Genomic DNA, 20,684 nt, shown 5'->3' with positions numbered 1-20,684 from the left:
GGCCGGCAATGCCGGCCGGGTTCCGGGATTCCATCAGGGTCAGGGACGCGCCACACCAAACTGCATCTTGTGGGGCTCACGCCGCTCTGCGTCACGACAGACCGACAGCACGTAGGACAGTACCGAGCGGGTCTCACGGGGGTCGATCACGCCATCATCCAGGAGCCGGGCGCTGGTGGTGAACACATCCATCTGGCTCTCGAAGGTGTCTACGATCTTCTTTTCCATGGCGGCGAGCTTGTCGTGGTCCACCTCGCCGGTCTTGCGCTTCATGGCCGCCTCGGTGACGTTGGTCATGGTCTTGGCGGCCTGTTCGGCGCCCATAACGGCAGTCTTGGCATTGGGCCAGGAGAAACAGAACCGGGGCGCAAAGCCTCGTCCGCACATCCCGTAGTTACCTGCCCCGAAAGAGGCGCCGCAGTAGATGGTGATCTGGGGCACAGTGGCGTTGGTCACCGCCTGGATCATCTTGGAGCCATGCTTGATGATGCCAGCCTGTTCGTATTCCTTGCCAACCATGAAGCCGGTGGTGTTGTTCAGGTACAGAATCGGCGTCTGCGACTGGCAGCAAGCCTGGATAAAGTGGGTAGCCTTGGTGGCACCGGCCGGGTCGATAGGACCGTTATTGGTGATAATGCCCACCGGCAGGCCCTCAACCTTGGCATGGCCACAAACCGTGGAAGAGCCATAGTTGGCGCCGAACTCCAGGAAGTAGGAGTCATCCACGATGCGGGCAATCACCTCTTTCATGTCCACCGGCCGTTTGTAGTCCATAGGCATAACGCCCAGCAGTTCTTCCCGGTCATAGCGAGGTGGCTGGAAGGAGCGTGGCTTGTCTTCCGGCAGCTCACCATCCCAGTCCAGCTGGGCGACAATCTCGCGCACCATGCGCAGGGCGTCGCGGTCGTCTTCTGCCAGGTAATCCCCCAGTCCGGAGATGCTGGTGTGCATCTCGGCGCCACCGAGTTCTTCCTCGGTGGCGATTTCACCGGTGGCCGCCTTGAGCAGGGGAGGCCCGGCCAGGAAAGCCCTGGAGCGGTCACGAACCATGATGATGTAATCGGACAGACCGGTCTGGTAGGCACCGCCTGCGGTGGACGAGCCGTGGGTGACCGTGACCACGGGCAGCCCGGCCGCCGACAGGCGGGTCAGGTTGGCAAACAGGGTACCGCCGTGTATAAACTGGTCCACCTTGTATTTCAGCAGGTTGGCGCCCGCACTCTCCACCAGCTGGACGTAGGGCAGTTTGTTCTTGAGGGCCAGTTCCTGGACCCGCAGCTGTTTTTCCAGACCCATAGCTTGCATAGCGCCGGCATCAATGCCCGAGTCGTTGGCGGCAATCATCACCCTTACGCCGGAAACGTAGCCGATTCCGGCCACCACGCCACCACCGGGCACACTCTGGTCCGGGTCCGGGGTATCCAGCCCATAACCGGCCAGGGTAGACAGCTCCAGGAAGGGCGCACCCGGATCCAGCACCAGGGCGATACGCTCTCTTGGCAGCAACTGGCCCCGCTTCTCGAAGCGCTCCTTGGAAGCCTCGGACTTGGTCCGGGTGCGGTTTTCCAGTTCGCGGATGCGTTCCAGCAGAGAGAGCATACCCTGTTGATTCTCGCGAAACGTGTCGCTGCCAACCGATAGTTTGGACTCGATGACTGCCATAGGTTTGGTATTCCAGGTTCGTGAATTCCTCACTGGCATCAAAACCAGTGCCTGTTATCGGGCTATGCTGAAAGAATCCTTTGCGCCCGTCTTGTGTGAACTGGCTGGCGCGGTTCCGGGGCTGCCCTTTTCTTCAAAATAAATTTGATCAAGCGATTGGTCAATACTAGAATCACAAAAAACCAACAAACGGAAAGAAACCTATGATCAAGCTGTACCACTGCATGAGTGCCCGTTCGTTCCGGGCGTTATGGGCACTGGAAGAACTGGGCCTGGACTACGAACTGATGATGCTGCCGTTCCCGCCCCGGATGTTCAAAAAGGAGTACCTGGGCATCAACCCCCTGGGTACCATCCCGGCCTTCTTTGACGGTGACACCTTCATGACGGAGTCATCCGCCATTGCCCAGTACCTGGCGGAACGGTATGGTCAGGGCAAGCTGAACATTCCGGTGGACGACCCCCGTTACGGTGCTTACCTGAACTGGCTGCACTTCGGTGAGGCCACCCTCACCTTCCCACAGACCCTGGTGCTGCGCTACACCCGCCTTGAACCAGAAGAGCGCCGAGTACCCCAGGTCGCGGAAGACTATAAGAAGTGGTTCCTCGGAAGGCTGCGGGGCGTGGAAGCCTCACTGGAGAAAACCTCGCCGTGGATCCTTGGCGACACCTTCACCACAGCGGATATCTCCGTAGCCTATGCACTGATGCTGGCAGAGAATCTGAACATGGAAAACGAGTTTGGCCCCAACACCCTGGCTTACTGGCAGAGGGTCCAGCATCGTGACGCCTTCAAACGGGCACTGGAGAGCCAGGAAGAGGCGGCCACGCCCCAAGGTATTTCCTGAACCCCGTTCAGGACAGGGAGGGTCAGAAGCCCTCCCGGATGGTTTCCCGTCAGTCAACGATGTAACGGAGAGAATCAGGCTGTGGTGCCGCAGCGGCCGGCATCCTGGACTTCCGCCAGGAACTCCAGGATGGCATCGTTGAAGACATCATTCTGGTCGCCGGACACCATATGCCCTGCCCCGCTCACATCAACCGCGCGGGCACCGGGAATCAGTTGCAGGAAGTCCCTTACCCCTTCCTCGCTGACCACGTCACTCATCTTGCCCCGTACCAGGAGTGTGGGCACGTCGATGCGCCGCGCAGCATCCCGCAACCGCTCCACATTGCGGACGGACCCCGGTGTGCGATCACCACTGATAAAGGCCGGATCCCAATGCCAGTAAAGACGGTCGTCCTCCCCGACCCGCAGGTTCTTGCGCAGCCCCTCCCGGGAGCGGGGTCTGGCCTTGCGGTGAGGCATATAGCCGTTGACGGCCGCCACCACTTCTTCATAGGAATCGAAGCCGCCGACATGGGCCGACATGAACTGACGGATACGCTGCACCCCCTCCGGCTCGACCCTGGGCACAATGTCTACCAGCACCAGGCCATGGAGGGGCAGGTGTGAACCCTCTCCAGCCGCCAGCAGGGAACTGATGCCACCGAGTGAGGCACCGATCAGCACGGGAGGCCGCTTCAGTTCCGCCAGAATGGCGTGCACATCCTCCACGAAGCGGTCGAGGGTGTAGTCCCCTTCTGGGCACCAGTCGCTTTCCCCATGGCCACGCATATCCACAGTCATGGCCCGGTAGCCGTTACCGGCCAGGGTACGGGTCAGCGCGCCCCAGGAGTGACGGGTCTGGCCACCACCGTGGAGCATGACCACAGGCTGATGCTCCGGGTGACCTGCCACATCAGCAGCCAGTTTCAGACCCGATGCGCCATTGAGATAGATGCGTTCCATAGAATTTCTCCGGTGTTACGCCCCCACCCGTGACATGGCAGGGGATCAGTCATCGCAAGCTTATCGAGCGCTTGCTATCAAAGTCATGATGAAGCCTTAATTACCGTCAAAAATGCCAGATAGTTTTGCGACTACTACACAACGGGGACTGTTGCAGTTCGCGTGTCCCGTCTGAGTCAGACCAGTCCCCAGTTACAGGCATCCTGTTCCGGCACCGGAATCTCCAGTTCCAGCAGTACTTGGGAGTAGGTTTTCCCCTGTGGATCGAGATGGAGGGAGCTGACACCCCCACCATCCAGGGACTCCGCCAACAGGAAGTTGATGCCGTGAATACCCGGCAAAGGATACGCCGTCACTTCGCCCCGTGTCAGCCCGCTGAAACAGGCTTTGACACGCTCAGGGGTCAGGGCAGCGCGAATCACATCGAAATAACGGGAGTCGCGAGCGATCACGCCAATATTGGCGTAGTTGCCCTTGTCGCCACTGCGGGCGACGGCAAGATCGATTAATGGCAAGGTGGTTGTGCGGCCCTCCGACACCCGGGGCGACTCCACCGGCGCGGCCGGTTGTGGCTGACCCTGGCCTCGCAGACTGGCCACCTTCAGGGCAACGGGCTCGCCGCCGACCTTCACGGTTACCGGCACCTGGTCCTTGTCGATCAGTCCCGAGAACAGACTGACGACCGGGCTGGGCCGCGGCCGCCCGGGGGTGACGCCGGTCACCGCTGGCGACATGGATAACGCAGCGCCGACGAACTCCTTGGAGAAAAGCTCCACACCTTCCTTGCGTGGGTGATGGACACCCAGGCGCAGAACGACTTCACGGACCTGACGCGCTTCCGGCCTGGCCTGGTCGCCGAACATGGCCTCGGCCCCAATCACCTGCAGGTCGCTCTTGGTAAACGCCGGCAAGCCCTCCTCTTCCAGCATTGAGGAGGTTCGATTGCGGATTGCCTCGCCCATACGACGGGCCTTGGCCGCAGCATCCCGGCCGACGATCACGAAACTGCCGATACAGGTAAAGCCGCCCATATGGGTGGCGCTGACCTTGTAGGTGGCGGTGGGCTCACGGCCCCGGGCCCCCTTGATAAGAACCCGGTCATCACCCACCTGCTCCATGGTGACGCTGGTGAAGTCGCAGATCACATCCGGCAGCACATAGCTGTGGGCATCGCCGATTTCATACAGCATCTGCTCGCCGGCGGTCAGTACCGAGACCAGGCCACCCGTCTCCGGTGGCTTGGTCAGCACGAAGCTGCCATCGGCGGACACTTCAGCAATGGGAAAACCGGTGTTCTCCCAGCCTGCCTGGGTCTCTTCCCAGTCAGTAAAATTGCCACCGCTGGTCTGTGCGCCACACTCGATCAGATGACCCACCAGGCCGCCGGCCGCCAGGCGGTCGTAATCCTCGGGCTGCCAGCCAAATTCATGGACCAGCGGCCCTACGGCGAGCGCACTGTCAACGCAGCGGCCGGTCACCACAATATCGGCCCCGGCATCCAGGGCCGCGGCTATGGGGAAGGCGCCCAGATAGGCGTTCACGCTCATGACCCTGTCGGGCATGGGGGCACCGGTTTCCATTTCCCGCAGGTCCTTTTGCCGGAGTTCGTCGGCCCGCTCCAGCAGGTTGTCCCCTTCCACGGTGCCGATCTTCAGGGTGACGCCGGCCTCTTCCGCCACCGCCTCCAGGGCCCGGCGGCAGGCCTCCAGGTTGACCCCACCGGCATTGGCGATGACCTTGATCCGCTTGTCGGCAATTTCCCTGACCCAGGGCTTCATCACCCGTTCGATAAAGTCCGTGGCGTAGCCGGCTTCCGGGTCGCGGGAGCGGGCCTTGGCGAGAATCGACATGGTGATTTCCGCCAGGTAGTCCAGGATCAGGTAGTCCACCCCACCATGGCTGATCAGCTGTTTCGGCCCCAGTGCTGTGTCGCCCCAGTACCCGGAGGCACCACCGATCTTGATAACCTTGTCTGACATCTCAACCTCGAATGACTTGATGAAATGGCCGGGCCGTTAAAGGCCAAGCTGACGGGACGCCAGGTCCCGCATGATTTCTTCGGCACCACCGCCGATGGCGTTGACCCGGACTTCACGATAGATGCGCTCCGACTTGGGTCCACGCAGGAAGCCGGCACCACCGAGGGTCTGTACCGCTTCCCGGGCGCAGTACTCCATGGTCAGGGTGCTCTGGTTCTTGAGCAGGCACACATCGGCTACCGGGTTCTCCCCGTGATCGATCCGCCAGGCGAGTTTTTCCAGGTAGGCCTGGCTGGCCTCGATCTTCATGTACATATCCGCCAGCTTGTGGCGAACCACCTGGTGCTCGATCAGCGACTTGCCAAAGGTCTGGCGTTGGCGGGCATAATCTACGGTTTCTTCGTAACAAGCGCGGGCGAAGCCGATGCAACTGGCAGCCATGAATATACGCTCATAGTTGAAATTGTTCATGATCATCTTCGAACCCTGGTTCTCCTCCCCCAGCAGGTTGCCCACCGGCACACGACAGTCATCGAAATACAGGGTGGCGGTATCGGAACACCACCAGCCCATCTTCCGGTCCAGGGGTGTGCGGGTGAAGCCCGGGGTGCCCCGGTCGATCACCAGCAGGGAAATGCCCTTGTGGCCAGCCTCACCGGTACGTACAGCCACGGTGTAGGTGTCCGCGCGCATACCGGAAGTGATGAAGGTCTTGGAGCCGTTAACGATGTAATGGTCGCCATCCCGTTTCGCGGTGGTCTTCAGTGCAGCCACGTCCGAGCCGCCACCGGGTTCGGTAATGGCCAGGGCACTGATGGCCTCTCCGGCAAAGATCGGTGGCAGCACACGCTGCTTGAGGTCTTCGGAGCCGTACTTCACGATTGGTGGCGAACCGATGCCATGACTCATCAGACTGGCGGACAGGCCACCACAACCAGCCCTGGCCAGCTCCTGAGCGGAAATGATCATATAGAACAGGTCCGCTTCGATGCCACCGTACTCCTCCGGATAGCCCAGGGGGATCAGACCAATGTCAGCGGCTTTCTTGTAGAGTTCTCGGGGGAAAGTGCCGGCCTCATCCCATTCGGTGACGAAGGGCTCAATCTCCTTGCGGACAAAGGCACGCGCCGAATCCCGGAAGGCCTCGTGTTCGGCGGTGTAGAACGGACTACTGGTGGTCATGAATCTTCCTCGGTTATGTCAGTTCAGGCGAATTACTGGTATTGCTTGCGCAGCTCGCGCTTGAGTACCTTGCCGGTGGCGGTGCGAGGCAGCTCTTCCACCACTGCCAGGTGCTTGGGCACTTTGAACCGGGCCAGGTGTTCGCTGCAGTAAGTCTGGATGTCCTCCAGGGTGGGCTCTTCGCCCTCTTCCGGCACCACCAGCGCCATGGGCACTTCGCCCCATTTGTCGTCGGGCACACCGATCACCGCCACATCCCGCACTTTCGGGTGACGGTAGAGCACCTGCTCCACCTGGGTGGGATAGACGTTCTCACCACCGGAAATCAGCATGTCTTTCTTGCGATCGACGATGTAATAGAAGCCTTCGTCATCCTGTCGGGCCAGGTCGCCACTGTGAAACCAGCCGTTACGCCATTCCTCGGCCGTGGCGTCGGGACGGTTCCAGTACTCCCGGAACATGCTGGGGCCACGCAGCACCAGCTCGCCGGTTTCACCGGGGGCCACGTCGTTGTCGTTCTCGTCCACAATGCGCATCTGCACATGGATCAGGGGCTTGCCCACCGAGCCGTTCTTGCGCACGGCGTTTTCATTATCGAGAAAACAGGCGGACGCACAGGTCTCTGTCATACCGAAGCCTTCCAGGAACTGGAAGCCCCGCTTCTGGAAGAATTCGATCACCGGGATCGGGCACGGTGCCCCACCGGACAGAAGCACCTTGAGGGATGACAGGTCATAGTCGTCGAAATCCGGTCGCTGGCTGAGCATCAGCCACATGGCCGGCAGCAGGAAAAGCGTGCTAACCCGCTCTTTCTCGAGCATCTTTAACAACTTTTCTGGCTCAAACTGGGCTTGTAAAAGTATGCGCCCCCCGCAATAAAGCACCGGCAGGGTGTAAATCGCCAGGCCACCGATGTGGAACAGTGGCGCCACTGTCAAAGTACTATCTGAGGTATTAAGAGCCAGGGGGCTCATCTGGGTATTGATCGCCACCCACGTGGGGTTGGCGTGGGTCAGCAGGGCGCCCTTGGGCTTGCCGGTGGTGCCGGAGGTATACATCATCATCAACGGATCGTCCTGCCCGACCAACACATTGCGGTCGGTGGCATCGGCAGCGGCCAGGCTTTCCCGGTAGTCCGGATCGCCGTCCGCCCCGAGCATGCCTTCACCGCATTCGCCGTTTACCGCCACCGCATGCTGCAGGGTGGTCTCGTTGCGGATGGGCTCCAGTAACGGCAGAAAGCGGGCATGGTAGACAATCACCGAGGCTTCCGCATCGTTGATAATGAATTCCAGCTCCTTGGCACTGAGGCGGAAATTCAGCGGCACCGCAATGGCCCCAAGCTTGGCGCAGGCAAAGAAGGTTTCCAGGAATGCCGTGCTGTTGAGCATCAGCAGGCACACACGGCTGCCCCGGGTTGCTCCGTGCGCCGCCAGCATGTTGGCGGCACGGTTCACACGCTGGTCGAATTCGCCGTAGGTCACACGATCATCGTTACAGACAACGGCCTCGGTATCCGGTCTGTGCCAAGCATGGTAACGCAGCCAGTCGCCAATGCCGCCGATGTAGTGGGAGCTGAGGCTGGGGTCGGTCTGTTGTGTTTGTTGTTGAGTCATAATGAACCTCTGATCATCGGGTTGCCCATGGAGACGCTGAACTCTGAACCATAGCAGCGGCCGGCTGTGCAAACTTGCGTGAACTGGCTGTGGAGGCGCTCGGCGGCCCCTTACTGGCGGTCACCTGCACACGGATCCTCAGGCGGCGTGAACCACTGACAATATCCCTTGGCGGAAGACCATAGATGCGCCGTATGGAATGGCTGAAATGCGTGGAATCTGGATAGCCGGTTTCCAGCGCAATATCTGTCAGCGTAGACGGAGAACGCACGTGGTACAGCAACGTCCGCGCACGGCGCCAGGCCCGGTATTTGCGCAGACAGATCCCGGTTTCCGCCTTAAAAAGGTGGAGGAACCGGGAGAGGGACAACCCCTGACTGTCGGCAAGGCAAGAAGCACTGCAGGGGTCAGCCGTATTTTCACAGATGTGGTCCACCACGTGGCTTACCCTCGGGTCTAGCAGCCTTCTCGGCAAGGGCTGGCCGAACAGCAGGTCATCAAACTCCGCATCCGAAAGCCGGGCGCTGGTGGTTACCTGCTGCAGGCGCATAACACCCTCGAGGATCCTCGCCCTTACCGCCGAAGCGTTCTCCTGCAACTTCCGTTGAATGCAGGCACCGGCCATCACCGTATCCGTGTACTCAGGCTCAAGCATGACAACAGCCAGGTGCCGGTCTGCCGTGCGAACACGGTGGGGGGTATAGGGGGGCACCCACGCCAGGTGTCGGGCACTCCAGCCATTGCCAATATTGACCTGCAAAGGTTCCAGGTCGGAAACATACAGCGTCGCACACCCGAAGTTCCGGACGCCGGGTCTGCCCAGCAGACCGTAGTAAAAAACCCGGTGCGGGCCAATCAACATCAGCCGACTGTTTTCTTGTTCTTGGCTGGGGGTAAAACTCATTGCGTTACCCTCTCGGTTATCATCACCCCAAGGTTAGACCTAACACTTGGTCAAATTCAAGATTGGGACTAGAATAATTTGACCGAGTGATTGGTCTCATGTCTGAATAACCCTGTCCACCGATCAACTGGCACCGCTCCCTGCCCACACGGAAACCTGATCCGCAAGCGAGCCGTGTCAGTAACAATAACTGAAAAGAAGGCCATACACCGCCTTTGACCAATGGAGAGCAGCATGCGTTACACCACCGAGCACAAGAGCCTCTACGACTCCGTCAGCAAATTCGTTGCAGAGGAAATCAACCCTTACGTGGACGAGTGGGAGAAAGAAGGCATCTTCCCGGCCCGCGAACTTTTCCGGAAGATGGGTGCCAAGGGCTTCCTCGGCATCACCAAGCCCGAGGCCTTTGGCGGCATGGGACTCGACTGGAGTTATGACCTGGCCTTTTGCGAAGCCATGGGTGAAACCAACTGTGGCTCCATACCCATGGCCGTCGGGGTTCAGACCAACATGGCCACCCCCGCCCTGGCCAAGATAGGCTCCGATGAACTGCGCAAGGAATTCCTGGCGCCCGCGATCTCCGGTGACTACGTCGCCTGTATCGGCGTATCCGAACCGGGAGCCGGCTCTGACGTTGCCTCCATCAAGACCACCGCCCGCAAGGACGGTGACGATTACATCATCAATGGCGGCAAGCTGTGGATCACCAACGGCACCCAGGCCGACTTCATGTGCCTGCTGGCCAACACCGGCGACGGCCCGGTGCACAAGAACAAGTCGCTGATCGTTCTGCCCATGGATACGCCGGGCGTTACCGTCGCCCGCAAGCTGGACAAGCTGGGTATGCGCAGCTCCGACACTGCCCAGATCTTCTTTGAAGACGTGCGGGTGCCCCAGCGTTATCGCATCGGTGAAGAAGGTATGGGGTTCATCTACCAGATGCAGCAGTTCCAGGAAGAACGCCTGTGGGGTTCCGCCAGCCTCATTCGCTCCCTGGAGAAGTGCATTGAAGACGTTGCTGAATATACCCGCCAGCGCGTCGCCTTCGGCAAGCCGCTACTGCACAACCAGAGCATTCATTTCCGCCTGGCGGAACTGCAGACGGAAGTGGAGTTGCTGCGGTCGCTGGTTTACCGGTGCACTGAAGGGTACATTAACGGAGAGGACATGACCCGACTGGCCTCCATGGCCAAGCTGAAAGCGGGACGACTTGCACGGGAAGTGACTGACAGTTGTCTGCAGTACTACGGTGGCATGGGCTTCATGAACGAAACCCTGATTACCCGCTTCTACCGGGACCTGCGCCTGGTTTCCATCGGCGGCGGTGCCGACGAAGTCATGCTGGGCATTCTGTCCAAGTTCATGGGAACCCACCCCGGCGGCCAGTAAACCGGGGCGAAAGACTCTGGGTCGTCAGGGACGATGACCCGTGGCCAGTTGCCAGACCCGGTCGGTGAGATCCTCCAGGGAAAGACCTCCGCCATGGCGGAACCAGGTCGGCGTCCAGTGCAGGGAACCCGCCAGCAACTTACGAAGAATGTCCGGCTCCATGGTGACCACGCCGGCCTGGTGAGCCTCTCGAAGCACGTCCAGCCAGATACCTTCGTACTCTTCCCGCAGCCGGAGAATGGTTGCCTTGCCCTCCTCGGACAGATTGCGCCACTCGTCCACCATGACACTCCAGGCTTCGCCGGTTTCACCATTCATGGCGTACAACTCGACAGAAATCAGGGTGCGTAGCCGATCCTCCAGTGCCGGGCGACTTTCCAGCGCCCGCTTCAGGCGGCCCAGGTTGAGAACGATGCTCTCTTCCATCACCGTGCGCAGAATTTCGTCCTTGCTGCGGTAATGGTGAAAGATACTGCCCGGCAGGATACCCGTCTCACGCCCGATATCACGTACCGTTGTCTGCAGATAACCCTTGCGGCGGAACAGGCGGGCAGCCGTATTGAGCACCACCCCGCGGGGACTTTTGGGGTCGGTGATTTTCCCGCTCTCAATCAGTTCTTTGCCGATCTCTTCACTGAATTCCAAGTTTCCGGCTCTCTCACGGGGTTAAACAAAGAAACCGTACGGTCCCATCAACACGCTGCATTCTAAAGCAAATCCATCACGGCGAGCCAATAAACAGGCATGCACAGCATTGGCCCAAAGGTCCTTCGACCTCAACAATACCAAACGCTTGCTCAAATCCTTGCTATCCGCTAGATTGATGAAAACAACAGACCCCGACACGGCGGAGGCCCATATGGCCAGGCAACCACAACACGCAACCGACCCCACCATGAACATGATCGACCGGGTATGCGCCGGCGACATGCTGACCCGGGCAGCGGACCTCTATCCCGACAACGTCGCCATGGTTGACGACGGCCGCACCCTCACCTACCGGGAATTCGAGGACCAGGCCAACCGCATGGCCCACAGTCTGCTGGACCTTGGCCTGAAAGCCGGCGAGCCCGTGGGCATTCTGGCCCGCAACTGCATCGAGCTGATGGTGAGTTACATGGCCTGCGCCAGGGCCAACCTGGTGTTTGCCCCGGTCAACCTGGGCCTGAAGCCCCATGAGATCGCCTACTGCCTCAGGGACTGCGGCACCCGCGTCCTGATCGTCGAGGAGGCACTGGCCGGAGCCGGGCAGGCGCTGCCCGACCAGTTGCCGGACCTGGAGTTCCTTTACTGGACCGGAGACAGCACCCATAGCGCCGGAGGGCACACCTGGAAGCCGGTACAGCAGCTGATCGACAACGGCAACGACAGCCCTCTCGAAGTGGTGGTCGGCGACCGGGACCCGGTGCAGCTGCTTTACACCTCCGGCACCACCGCCAACCCCAAGGGCGTGGTCACCAGCCACCTGGCGGTCACCATGGCGGCCATGGCCAATGTCATCGCCAATCAGCTTCCGCCGGAAGCCGCCATGCTCTGTCAGTTGCCACTGTTCCACTGCACCGCGGTTAACTGCCTGGCACTGCCCACGTTCATGATGGGCGGCAAGCTGGTGATGGCCAAGGGCTTTGATGCCCGGGAATGCGCCCGGCTGATCGAAAAGCACCGCATATACATGCTGCTGGGCCTGCCGATGATGTACAACGAGATGCTGACGGACCCGGAAGCCAGCAAGCGGGACTTCTCATCGGTAAGGCGGGCGCTGTACGCCATGGCGCCGATGGCGGAATCAAAGCTGCAGGCCATTCATGATGCCTTCCCAAATGCCGATGTGGTGCTGGGCTCCGGCCAGACCGAGTTCACCCCGGCCACCTGCCTGATCCGCCCGGAACACCAGTGGAGCAAGGCTGGCTCCTGGGGCACCGCCACCCCCATGACCCGGGTGGCCATTATGGACGATCACGGCCGCCTGCTGCCGCCGGGGGAATCCGGCGAGATCGTCTACCGGGGACCGCAGGTGATGACCGAATACCTGAACCAGCCGGAAAAAACCGAAGAAGCCTTCAAATACGGCTGGTTCCACAGTGGCGATATTGCGTCCATCGACGAGGATGGCGCAATCTGGTTTACCGACCGCAAGAAAGACATCATCAAGACCGGCGGCGAGAATGTCGCCTCACTGGATGTGGAACGCTGCCTGATCGGTCACCCGAAGGTCGCCGAGGCGGCGGTCATAGGCATTCCCCACGAACGCTGGGGCGAGGCCATCACCGCCAACGTGATCCTGATGCCGGGCGAAGAAGTGACCGAGGACGAACTGATCGCCCACTGCCGGGAACACCTGGCGGGCTTCAAGGTGCCCAAGGCTATTGTGGTGGTGGATGAGTTCCCCCGTACCGGCACCGGCAAGATCCAGAAGCACCTGATTCGAAAGGGTATGGAGGGATACTTTTCGGAATAAATCCAAAGTTTGATGCAGTATACACCGGATCAACATCCCCAAACCGCAAGAAGGTAGACGGATACTAAAAACCTACCCCGCCCTAAAATAAGGTGTCCGGTGCCGTGCCCAAATGATGATAGTCGTCGCGCAGCCGATACTTCATCAGCTTACCCGAAGGCGTTCGCGGCAGCTCATCGGCAAACACAACGTGCTTCGGGCACTTGAATCCGGCCAGGTGTTTGCGGCAGTGGTCGATTATGTCCTTGGCGATGGCCGCATCATTGCCCGGCACCACCACCGCGCAGACCGATTCAATAAACCGGGCGTCGGGCACGGCGATTACTGCAACCTCGCGCACGTCCGGATGACGCATCAACACGTCCTCTACCTCGGCTGGATAGACATTCTCACCGCCGGTACGAATCATATCCTTCTTCCGGCCGGATATACAGAGCAGGCCGTCCTCCGTGAGCCGCCCCAGGTCGCCGGTGCGACACCAGCCATTCACGAAGGTCTCGGCGCTAGCATCCGGGCGCTGCCAGTAACGTTCGCATACCACCGGGCTGCGGATCCAGATCTCACCCTCGGCCCCGGTGGCCACTTGCTGCCCCTCATCGTCCCGAAGTGAAATCTCGGTGAACGGCATGGGCCGGCCCACACTGTCCGGGCAACTCAAGGTTTCCTCGCCCGTCGAACAAGCGGCAATGGGCGTGCCCTCGGTGAGCCCGTAGACCTGCGAGATCTCAATCCAGGGATAGCGCCGCTGCAGCACCTGCGTGGCCCACGGCAGCAGCGGGTCGCCACCGGAGAGAATACGTTTCAGACTGGACAGATCGTATTTTTCCGCCTCCTCGACGTTCAGCTGGGCAAGCTCGTAGATCATGAACGGGAAGAGAAACAGATCAGTCACAGTCTGTCGCTCGACCGTCGCCAGAACCCTGTAAATGGAAAAGCCCCCGCTTCTCAATACTACGGCGTGCCCCCCGGCCGCCAGCGCCGAGCTGGTCAGATCCTCCACGGCGCCAACGTGGTACATGGGGCCGGTGGTCATGGCCACCGTGTCCTGGTCGAACCCCCATTGCAGGGCCTGAATGGCAGCGAACCACAGGGCATTACTGTGGCTCCACAATGCGCCCTTGGGCCGCCCGGTGGTTCCGGATGTGTACATCAGCATGGCCGGGTACGTCTGCGCCGGCCGCGGGCCCGGCGGGTTGCCGGTATCGCCGTCGAGCACGGACCAGGACGCTGCCCAGTGGGGCACCGGCGCATCTTCCTGCTCCAGTGCGATGAAGTCGCTCACTGGCAGGCCCTGACGAACAGGCGCCAGGGTTTCAGCCAGGCTGGCATGGAAACATAGGGTCCCGCAGCCGGAGTCGGTAATTGCGAACTCCAGCTCCTCCGCAGTGAGCCGGAAATTCAGTCTCACGGCAATGGCACCGATACGGGTGACTGCCAGGTACAGTGCCCAGTACTCCAAGGCGTTGTACAGCAGAATCCCAACCCGGTCCCCGGAACGCACTCCGCGCCCTATTAGTGCGTTGGCACGGGCGTTGACCCTTTCGCGAAGCTGGTCATGGGTCCAAGTCTCCCGGTCCTCGAATGACACAGCCGGCCGATGGCCACCGATGCGCCGACATGGCCACTGGCTGCGCCGTGTGATGAATCCGATATCCATGTAAATCTCCCGCCCCGGACGGCGCTCAGACGGCCTCGGGCTTTTTCAGTTTCGCCTCCAGCTCATGACGCTTGATCTTTCCCGTGGTGCTGCGGGGCAGATCGGCGTCGGTTACCAGACGAACGTTTTTAGGCATCTTGTAACCAGCGATCCGGCCACGGCAGCACGCCAGTACGTCTTCCTCCAGCAGGTTGTCGACGGCTGGCACGACGAACACTACCGGCACCTCTCCCCAACGGGCGTCCGGCGTGCGCACCACCACCGCCTCGGCGATACGGGCGTCGGCGAGCAGAACACGTTCAATTTCGGCCGGATAGATGTTCTCACCGCCGGACTTGATCAGGTACTTGCGTCGGTCCACGAAGTCCAGCGTCCCGTCCGGATTGCGCACGAACATGTCGCCCATGTGGAACCAGCCACCGCGAAAATCCCTGGCGTTCACCTCCGGCGCTTGCCAGTAACCGCTGAACAGTGAAGGGCCGCGGATGGCCAGTTCCCCGGGTTCGCCATCCGGCACCTCCTGGTCATCGGCGTCAACCAGGCGGACCTCACAATAAGAGCTCTGTACCTTGGACAAGTTTTTCGCGACCGTGCCCGGGGCGATGAGCCCGGCGGTGGCCGGCCCCGAGCCGGTCTCTGTGGAGCCAAAACTGTTAACGTAAGGTGCATCCAGAAGCCGGGTGACTTCGGCGATCTGGTGCAGCGGCACCAGGTCAGCCATACAGCCGCAGGACTTCACACCCGACGGCTGTATACCGCCACGTCCCATGGCCTCTATGAAAGACTCGATCATGCCCGGCATCAGCACCAGCCAGCCGATTCGTTCCCGACCGACCACGGCGGCCAGTGCGTCCGGATCGTAACCATCCTGCACGATTACCTTGCTGCCGCGGCACAGTGCGGCCAATGACAGGTCAGTAGACACCATGTGGAACAGCGGCGCCCAGGCGACGAAAGCATCCTCCCGTTCGATCTCGTGATCAATGTAGAACGTCTGGCCGCGGGCAATCTCGGCACGGTGACTGATCAACGCACCCTTGGGCAACCCGGTGGTTCCGCTGGTGTACAGGATCAGCAGACCGTCCTCCCCCTGAGAGGCATTCGGCGGCTCTGCAGTGGACGCCCCTGCCAGCGCCGACTCGTAATCCTGGCCGAAACGCACAACGGTGGTAACGTCGTGGCTCACATCCGCCAGCACCGGCGCGTGCCGCTCAGAGGCCAGCATTATCCGCGGCTCGGTAAGCCGGATGCAGTGCTCAAGCTCCCCTGCAGCCAGACGCCAGTTCTGAGCCGCGACTATGGCGCCCAGCTTGGCCGCGGCCAGCATCGCTTCCAGGTATTCGGTACGGTTCTCGGATAGCACCGCCACCCGGTCCCCACGCCTCAGCCCGAGCCCAGTCAGCCAGTTAGCCAGGCGGTTTACACGCTCGTTGAGCTCCCCGTAAGTGTACTCACCACTGGCATCCTGCAGGGCTACACGCTGGGGTTGGTAGCGAGCCTGGTGGCGAAAAAGCCCCCCAACGGTAACCGAGGCCGCCCTGGCGATCATAGCAACATCGCTCTGACTCTTTGACATCGTTAGACTCCGGCCTTCGGAAACGGCCTCATACCATCCCCGAGGACTCCGTAGTTTTCTTACTCGTCCATGCAGGACTTGATCTTCTCCGCATCCGGCAAGCTGGACAGGTTGCGACCGAATCCGAATGGCTGCTGAAGCTCGCGCCAGGTCGCGTAATCCTCCAGAAAACGCACCTGGGAATAGGCGATTTCCGCGTACAACGGATTGTCGCAAGAGGCGCGGACCAGCTCCTCATTGGCGATCTGTTGGATACGCTCCAGTTCCTCTTCCGAGAGCTTGTGGACCTCGACGCCGGCATCGAGAAAGTTGTTCACCGCCTCAAGTGCCGTCTTCTCGAAATGAGCCAGCGACCACATCATCGTTTCCCGGGCGGCGATTTTCAGCACCGCCTGCAGATCCGGTCCCATTTCTTCCCAGACCTCGCGGTTGATCATCACCCCACCCACAGAGCCGGGCTGATGCCAGCCAGGCACTGTCCAGTGACTGGTGACTTCCTGGAAGCCCATCCCCCAGTCGACACCCGGCGACGAAAACTCGGCACCGGCGACCACACCGCGCTCCAGCGCCTGGTAGACCTCGCCGCCGGGCAGCTGTACCTGGGCCGCGCCCAGAGCCTTGAGGATCTCGCCCTGCGGCCGGCCAGACATGCGCAGGCGCTTGCCGTCCATGTCGTCCAGCGACTTCAGTGCCTCCTTCGTTCGCAGGCCAGACTCCATGGACAACACCGAATGGGGCAGATAGACCATATCGAACTTGCCATAGACCTTCTGGAACGCCTCGAACCCTCCCCACTGCTGAAGCCAGAGCATGTAGTCACCAGCGGTCAATAGCATGGGGAACGACCCGAGTAGCGCGAAGGCCGAGTCGTTCCCGGCCCAATAACCCGGCCAGTCAACGGACGCATCAATAGACCCCGAGGAGACAGCATCGAAGACCTGGGTCGAGGGCACCAGAGTGCCACCCGGGTGGAAATCAATCTCCAGGCGGTCACCGGCGAGCTGGTTCACCGTCTCCACGAAGTGCTTATCGGAATCAATCAGGCTGATACCTGAGGGCCAGGTCGTAGTCATCTGTATCTTTATTGGTTCCGCCGCCAGCCCCTGGGCCGTCGTCAGAGCCAGAGCGGCACATCCGGCCGCCAGCACACTTTTTTGTAATTTCATCTCAATCTCCTCCAGTCACGCTTCGCAGGCCGGCCCTGTCACTCAAACAGAAGCTCGGGTAACCACAATATGAGTTGCGGATAAATGATGCACAGTAAGGTGCCGAACAGGATCAGGCCGATGAACGGCATTACGCCCCTGTAGATATGCCCGGTCTCCACCCCGGGCGGCGCCACGCCCTTGAGATAGAACAGCGCGTAGCCGAACGGCGGGGTCAGAAACGAGGTCTGTAGCACCAGCGCGATGATCACGACGAACCACAGCTTGTCGAAACCAAATTCGGCGGCCAGGGGCAGAAACAAAGGGAAGCAGATCAGGATGATGCCCAGCCAGTCCAGAAACATACCGAGGACGAAGACCATCAGCAGCATCACCACCAGGGTGCCCCATTTGCCCAGACCGAGACCGGTGACGAACTCGCTGGCCACGTCAATGCCGCCCCCAGCGATAAACACTCCCGTGAAAGCGGTGGCGCCAACCACCACGAACAGCACCATGGTGGTGGTCTTGCCGGCGTCCACCACCGACTCGTGAAAGCCACGCCAGGTGAACCGCCCATAGGCAATGACCAGCAGCAGGGCGATAAATGCACCGATGGACGCTGCCTCTGTCGCCGTCGCGATACCGGCGAATATCGAGCCGAGCACCCCGAGCACCAGCAGCAGGGGTGGGACCACCAGCCGGGCAACCAAGCCCATTAACGAACGTGTGCTGACAGCGTCTCGCTCTTCACGCGTCATGGGGGGACCCAGCTGCGGCTGGATGAAGCTGCGCAATCCCACGTAGAGCCCGTAGAGCAGTGCCAGCACCACGCCGGGAATTAACGCAGCGGCAAATAGCTGTCCAACGGACAGCGACGCATAACTGCCCATGATAATAAGCATGATACTCGGCGGAATAAGGATTCCCAGGCTGCCGCCGGCAGCAATGGCACCGCAGCTGATCTCCTTCTGGTAATTGTGCTGCATCATCGCCGGCAGGGCCAGAAGCCCCATGACGGTCATTGACGCGCCGATAATGCCGGTGGTGGCAGCCAGTAGCACCGAAACGCCGATCACCGCCAGGGTGAGTCCGCCCCGCACAGGGCCGAGTAGTTGCCGGAGCACCTCGAACATGCGGTCCGTAACTCCGGAGTCGCTCAGCAGTCGAGCCATGAAAATGAAAAGCGGCACCGCCACCAGGACGTAATTGTCCATGGCCCCGTAGACGCGGTTGATGATGGTGCCGAATACCTGGGGCCCCGGCCCGAGAAAACCGAATATCACCGCCAGACCGCCAAGGACGAAAGCCAGCGGATGACCCATGAACAGACCGATCAGCAGACCGGCGAACATCGAAATGGCAAGAACCTCCGGGCTCAGCATGCCTCCTCCCTCCCAGCCAGGACGGCCAGTTCGCGGAAGACCTTGGCAATGCCCTGCAGCAGCAATAGCACGGAAGCCACCACCATCACCGTCTTGATCGGGTACACGGGGAGGGCAACAACTCCCCAGGTGGTCTCACCGTAGGCCCAGGAGCGAGCCGCGAACTCGTAGCTCTTCCAGATGAGCATGACCATGAACGGAAAAAAGAAGACCAGGTACGAGACCACTTCCATGGCGGCCTGTTTCCGCCGGCTCAGCCGGGCGGTGAATACGTCCACGGAAACGTGGGCGTTACGCACCAGGCCGAAGCCGGCGAGTATCATGAACTCCAGCGCGTAGAGCTGCTTAACCACGTCAAACGCCCACAGTGATGGCTGGCCGAACGCAAACCGCATGACCACGTCATACACTGTAATCAACATGATCAGTACGACTGCCCAAGAGAAAACCCGACCCACGACCTCATTGACCCCGTCGACGACGAGCAAAAACCCTCTCATCTTTTCGCCACCACTTGTTGTTGTTTAAGCCTAACCCGCACGAAACGAAAGTCTGTTCCTGCAAAGTAGTTCACATTCAGCACTTGAGCAATCGATTGGTCACAAATGCCACCCTGGACCTACCAGATCGCCACCCGCCCCACCTCCTCCGCCACGGGCGCCTATTCCAAGCTAGTCAGCCCAGCGCGACAACGATGACTCCGGGAAGAAACAGGTGCCAAAGGATCCAGCCCTTGAAGTTAGGTGTTCCTCGGTGTCGTCAAAGACCATGAGATGCAACATCAATTTTCGAAAAAATATGCTCCCAGTAGAGGTTTGCCAGTTCCTCCTGACTATCCACCTGAGCTACCCTGGCTACCCAGTCCGACAGGATCGGACGAAACGCGTCCAGCATCGCTTCTGCATTGTCGAGCCCGTAGCGTTCTTCATACTGTTTCACCAGGGTTTCCATATCCGTGGCGATAAAGTCACTCGTTGCTTTCACCAGCGATTCGTCAGCTTCATGAAAGCGCGCGCCTTCCTCTCGGACCAGCTCGAAGCTTTCCTCAGCGGCTTCGACATAGGTCCACGAGATGGCCGCATTTCCTTCCGCAGCACCACGTAGCAAGGTCTCCCGTTCCTTATCAGAAAGCGATCGCCAGAGATCCTGATTGGTCTGGAACGAGGCGAAAGGGAAAACCCCGCCGGGAACGGCCATGGTCAAGTCTGTTACCAGGCCAACCAATCCATAGTTTTGGATTTCAGGACTGGAGAGGGCAATACAGTCCACGATGCCCTGAGAGATAGCTTCCCGCATTTCGTTGGCAGACATCGTGACAGGCGTAGCGCCCACAGCCTCCGACCAACGTGCGAAGTTACCCGCCCCAACCCGGACCCGCTTGCCACCGACATCCTCCAGCGACATAACAGGCTCATCACACATCAGGCCATAGGCCGTGCCTGCCGCATGTCCCAGATAGACCTGGTTCTGCTGTTCAAACCGGTCGATACACTCAGGGCAGCGAAACATCATGAATTCTGACAGGGCCGCTCCGAACGCAACGCCCTCTTTCCCGGCCTCCAGCTCTTCCTCCAGCGTCAACAGCATGGAAGACTCCGCCAGCAGGTTAATGGGGGGGAACTCACCGGCATGGTATGGGGTCAGAATGAGCCCCATATCAGCAATGCCGTCCCGGATTCCGGATGACATCTCCGCAAAACTCAGCAGGGACAATGGAAAGACCTTTACCGTAAGGTCGCCGCCGGACAGCTCCCCCACCTTGTCAGCGTAGAACTCGAGGGCTTCATGGGCCGGTGTCCCGGGGGGTGCGCCCAGTGCATAGTTGAGCTCACGGGCGTCAGCAACAGAGGCCATCAACACTGCCGAAGCCAGCGTCGCCATTGAAAGGATTGCGGTGCGGTTTCTTGTTTTCATTGTTTGCTCCTCATGATATTAACCC

Annotated in this window: 16 protein-coding genes; 3 read left to right on the top strand and 13 right to left on the bottom strand. The window is 60.3% G+C overall.

The window, feature by feature from the left end; genetic code table 11:
* Positions 1–39: 39 nt before the first annotated feature.
* Positions 40–1,662, bottom strand: coding sequence for an acyl-CoA carboxylase subunit beta (locus RO069_RS14525; RefSeq protein WP_328188440.1), 1,623 nt, complete (start codon positions 1,660–1,662; stop codon positions 40–42).
* 203 nt (positions 1,663–1,865) lie between these two features.
* Here RO069_RS14525 and RO069_RS14520 point away from each other — a divergent pair, with 203 nt between their 5' ends.
* Positions 1,866–2,510 (top strand): glutathione S-transferase family protein, encoded by a 645-nt coding sequence (locus RO069_RS14520; protein ID WP_328188438.1) that lies wholly within the window; start codon positions 1,866–1,868, stop codon positions 2,508–2,510.
* A gap of 74 nt (positions 2,511–2,584) precedes the next feature.
* On the opposite strand, the gene RO069_RS14515 is transcribed toward RO069_RS14520, so the two are convergent.
* From RO069_RS14515 to RO069_RS14495, 5 genes are all read right to left on the bottom strand, one after another.
* The gene (locus tag RO069_RS14515; RefSeq protein WP_328188436.1) at positions 2,585–3,454 is read right to left on the bottom strand and encodes an alpha/beta fold hydrolase; all 870 of its coding nucleotides are present in this window, start codon (positions 3,452–3,454) and stop codon (positions 2,585–2,587) included.
* Between the two features lie 176 nt (positions 3,455–3,630).
* A complete protein-coding gene (locus RO069_RS14510) occupies positions 3,631–5,433 on the bottom strand; it encodes an acyclic terpene utilization AtuA family protein (protein WP_328188435.1) in 1,803 nt (600 codons plus the stop codon).
* Between the two features lie 36 nt (positions 5,434–5,469).
* Positions 5,470–6,615 carry an acyl-CoA dehydrogenase family protein gene (locus tag RO069_RS14505; RefSeq protein ID WP_091855277.1) on the bottom strand — a complete coding sequence of 382 codons (1,146 nt, stop codon included), beginning with the start codon at positions 6,613–6,615 and terminating at the stop codon, positions 5,470–5,472.
* Positions 6,616–6,647: 32 nt separating this feature from the next.
* A complete protein-coding gene (gene menE, locus RO069_RS14500; protein WP_091855278.1) occupies positions 6,648–8,231 on the bottom strand; it encodes an o-succinylbenzoate--CoA ligase in 1,584 nt (527 codons plus the stop codon).
* 13 nt (positions 8,232–8,244) lie between these two features.
* Entirely contained in the window at positions 8,245–9,135 is an 891-nt protein-coding gene (locus RO069_RS14495) for a helix-turn-helix transcriptional regulator (protein WP_091855279.1), read from the bottom strand.
* A 234-nt stretch (positions 9,136–9,369) separates the two neighbouring features.
* Here RO069_RS14495 and RO069_RS14490 point away from each other — a divergent pair, with 234 nt between their 5' ends.
* Positions 9,370–10,524, top strand: a complete 1,155-nt coding sequence (locus RO069_RS14490) for an acyl-CoA dehydrogenase family protein (protein WP_264994534.1) — start codon at positions 9,370–9,372, stop codon at positions 10,522–10,524.
* Between the two features lie 24 nt (positions 10,525–10,548).
* Here the strand turns inward: RO069_RS14490 and RO069_RS14485 are convergent, their stop codons facing one another.
* Entirely contained in the window at positions 10,549–11,169 is a 621-nt protein-coding gene (locus RO069_RS14485; protein WP_091855276.1) for a TetR/AcrR family transcriptional regulator, read from the bottom strand.
* Positions 11,170–11,383: 214 nt separating this feature from the next.
* Between RO069_RS14485 and RO069_RS14480 the strand changes: the two genes are divergently transcribed.
* On the top strand, positions 11,384–12,982 hold the full coding sequence (locus RO069_RS14480; RefSeq protein WP_091855275.1) for a class I adenylate-forming enzyme family protein: 1,599 nt from the start codon (positions 11,384–11,386) through the stop codon (positions 12,980–12,982).
* A gap of 82 nt (positions 12,983–13,064) precedes the next feature.
* Here RO069_RS14480 and RO069_RS14475 read toward each other — a convergent pair whose 3' ends face one another.
* From RO069_RS14475 to RO069_RS14450, 6 genes are all read right to left on the bottom strand, one after another.
* Positions 13,065–14,639, bottom strand: a complete 1,575-nt coding sequence (locus RO069_RS14475; protein ID WP_091855274.1) for a class I adenylate-forming enzyme family protein — start codon at positions 14,637–14,639, stop codon at positions 13,065–13,067.
* Between the two features lie 25 nt (positions 14,640–14,664).
* Positions 14,665–16,215 (bottom strand): class I adenylate-forming enzyme family protein, encoded by a 1,551-nt coding sequence (locus RO069_RS14470; RefSeq protein ID WP_328188433.1) that lies wholly within the window; start codon positions 16,213–16,215, stop codon positions 14,665–14,667.
* Positions 16,216–16,274: 59 nt separating this feature from the next.
* Positions 16,275–17,381, bottom strand: coding sequence for a TRAP transporter substrate-binding protein DctP (dctP, locus tag RO069_RS14465; protein ID WP_091854650.1), 1,107 nt, complete (start codon positions 17,379–17,381; stop codon positions 16,275–16,277).
* Between the two features lie 38 nt (positions 17,382–17,419).
* A complete protein-coding gene (locus RO069_RS14460) occupies positions 17,420–18,745 on the bottom strand; it encodes a TRAP transporter large permease (RefSeq protein WP_091854652.1) in 1,326 nt (441 codons plus the stop codon).
* Complete coding sequence (locus tag RO069_RS14455) at positions 18,739–19,167, bottom strand: TRAP transporter small permease subunit (protein ID WP_218144833.1); 429 nt, start codon at positions 19,165–19,167, stop codon at positions 18,739–18,741. The genes RO069_RS14460 and RO069_RS14455 overlap by 7 nt, the downstream gene beginning before the upstream one ends.
* A gap of 337 nt (positions 19,168–19,504) precedes the next feature.
* A complete protein-coding gene (locus RO069_RS14450) occupies positions 19,505–20,659 on the bottom strand; it encodes a C4-dicarboxylate TRAP transporter substrate-binding protein (protein WP_091854656.1) in 1,155 nt (384 codons plus the stop codon).
* Between the last annotated feature and the right edge of the window lie 25 nt (positions 20,660–20,684).

Source organism: Marinobacter sp. OP 3.4 (assembly GCF_036224885.1).
Taxonomy (GTDB): Bacteria; Pseudomonadota; Gammaproteobacteria; order Pseudomonadales; family Oleiphilaceae; genus Marinobacter.
This window is presented reverse-complemented; position numbering and strand designations above follow the sequence as displayed.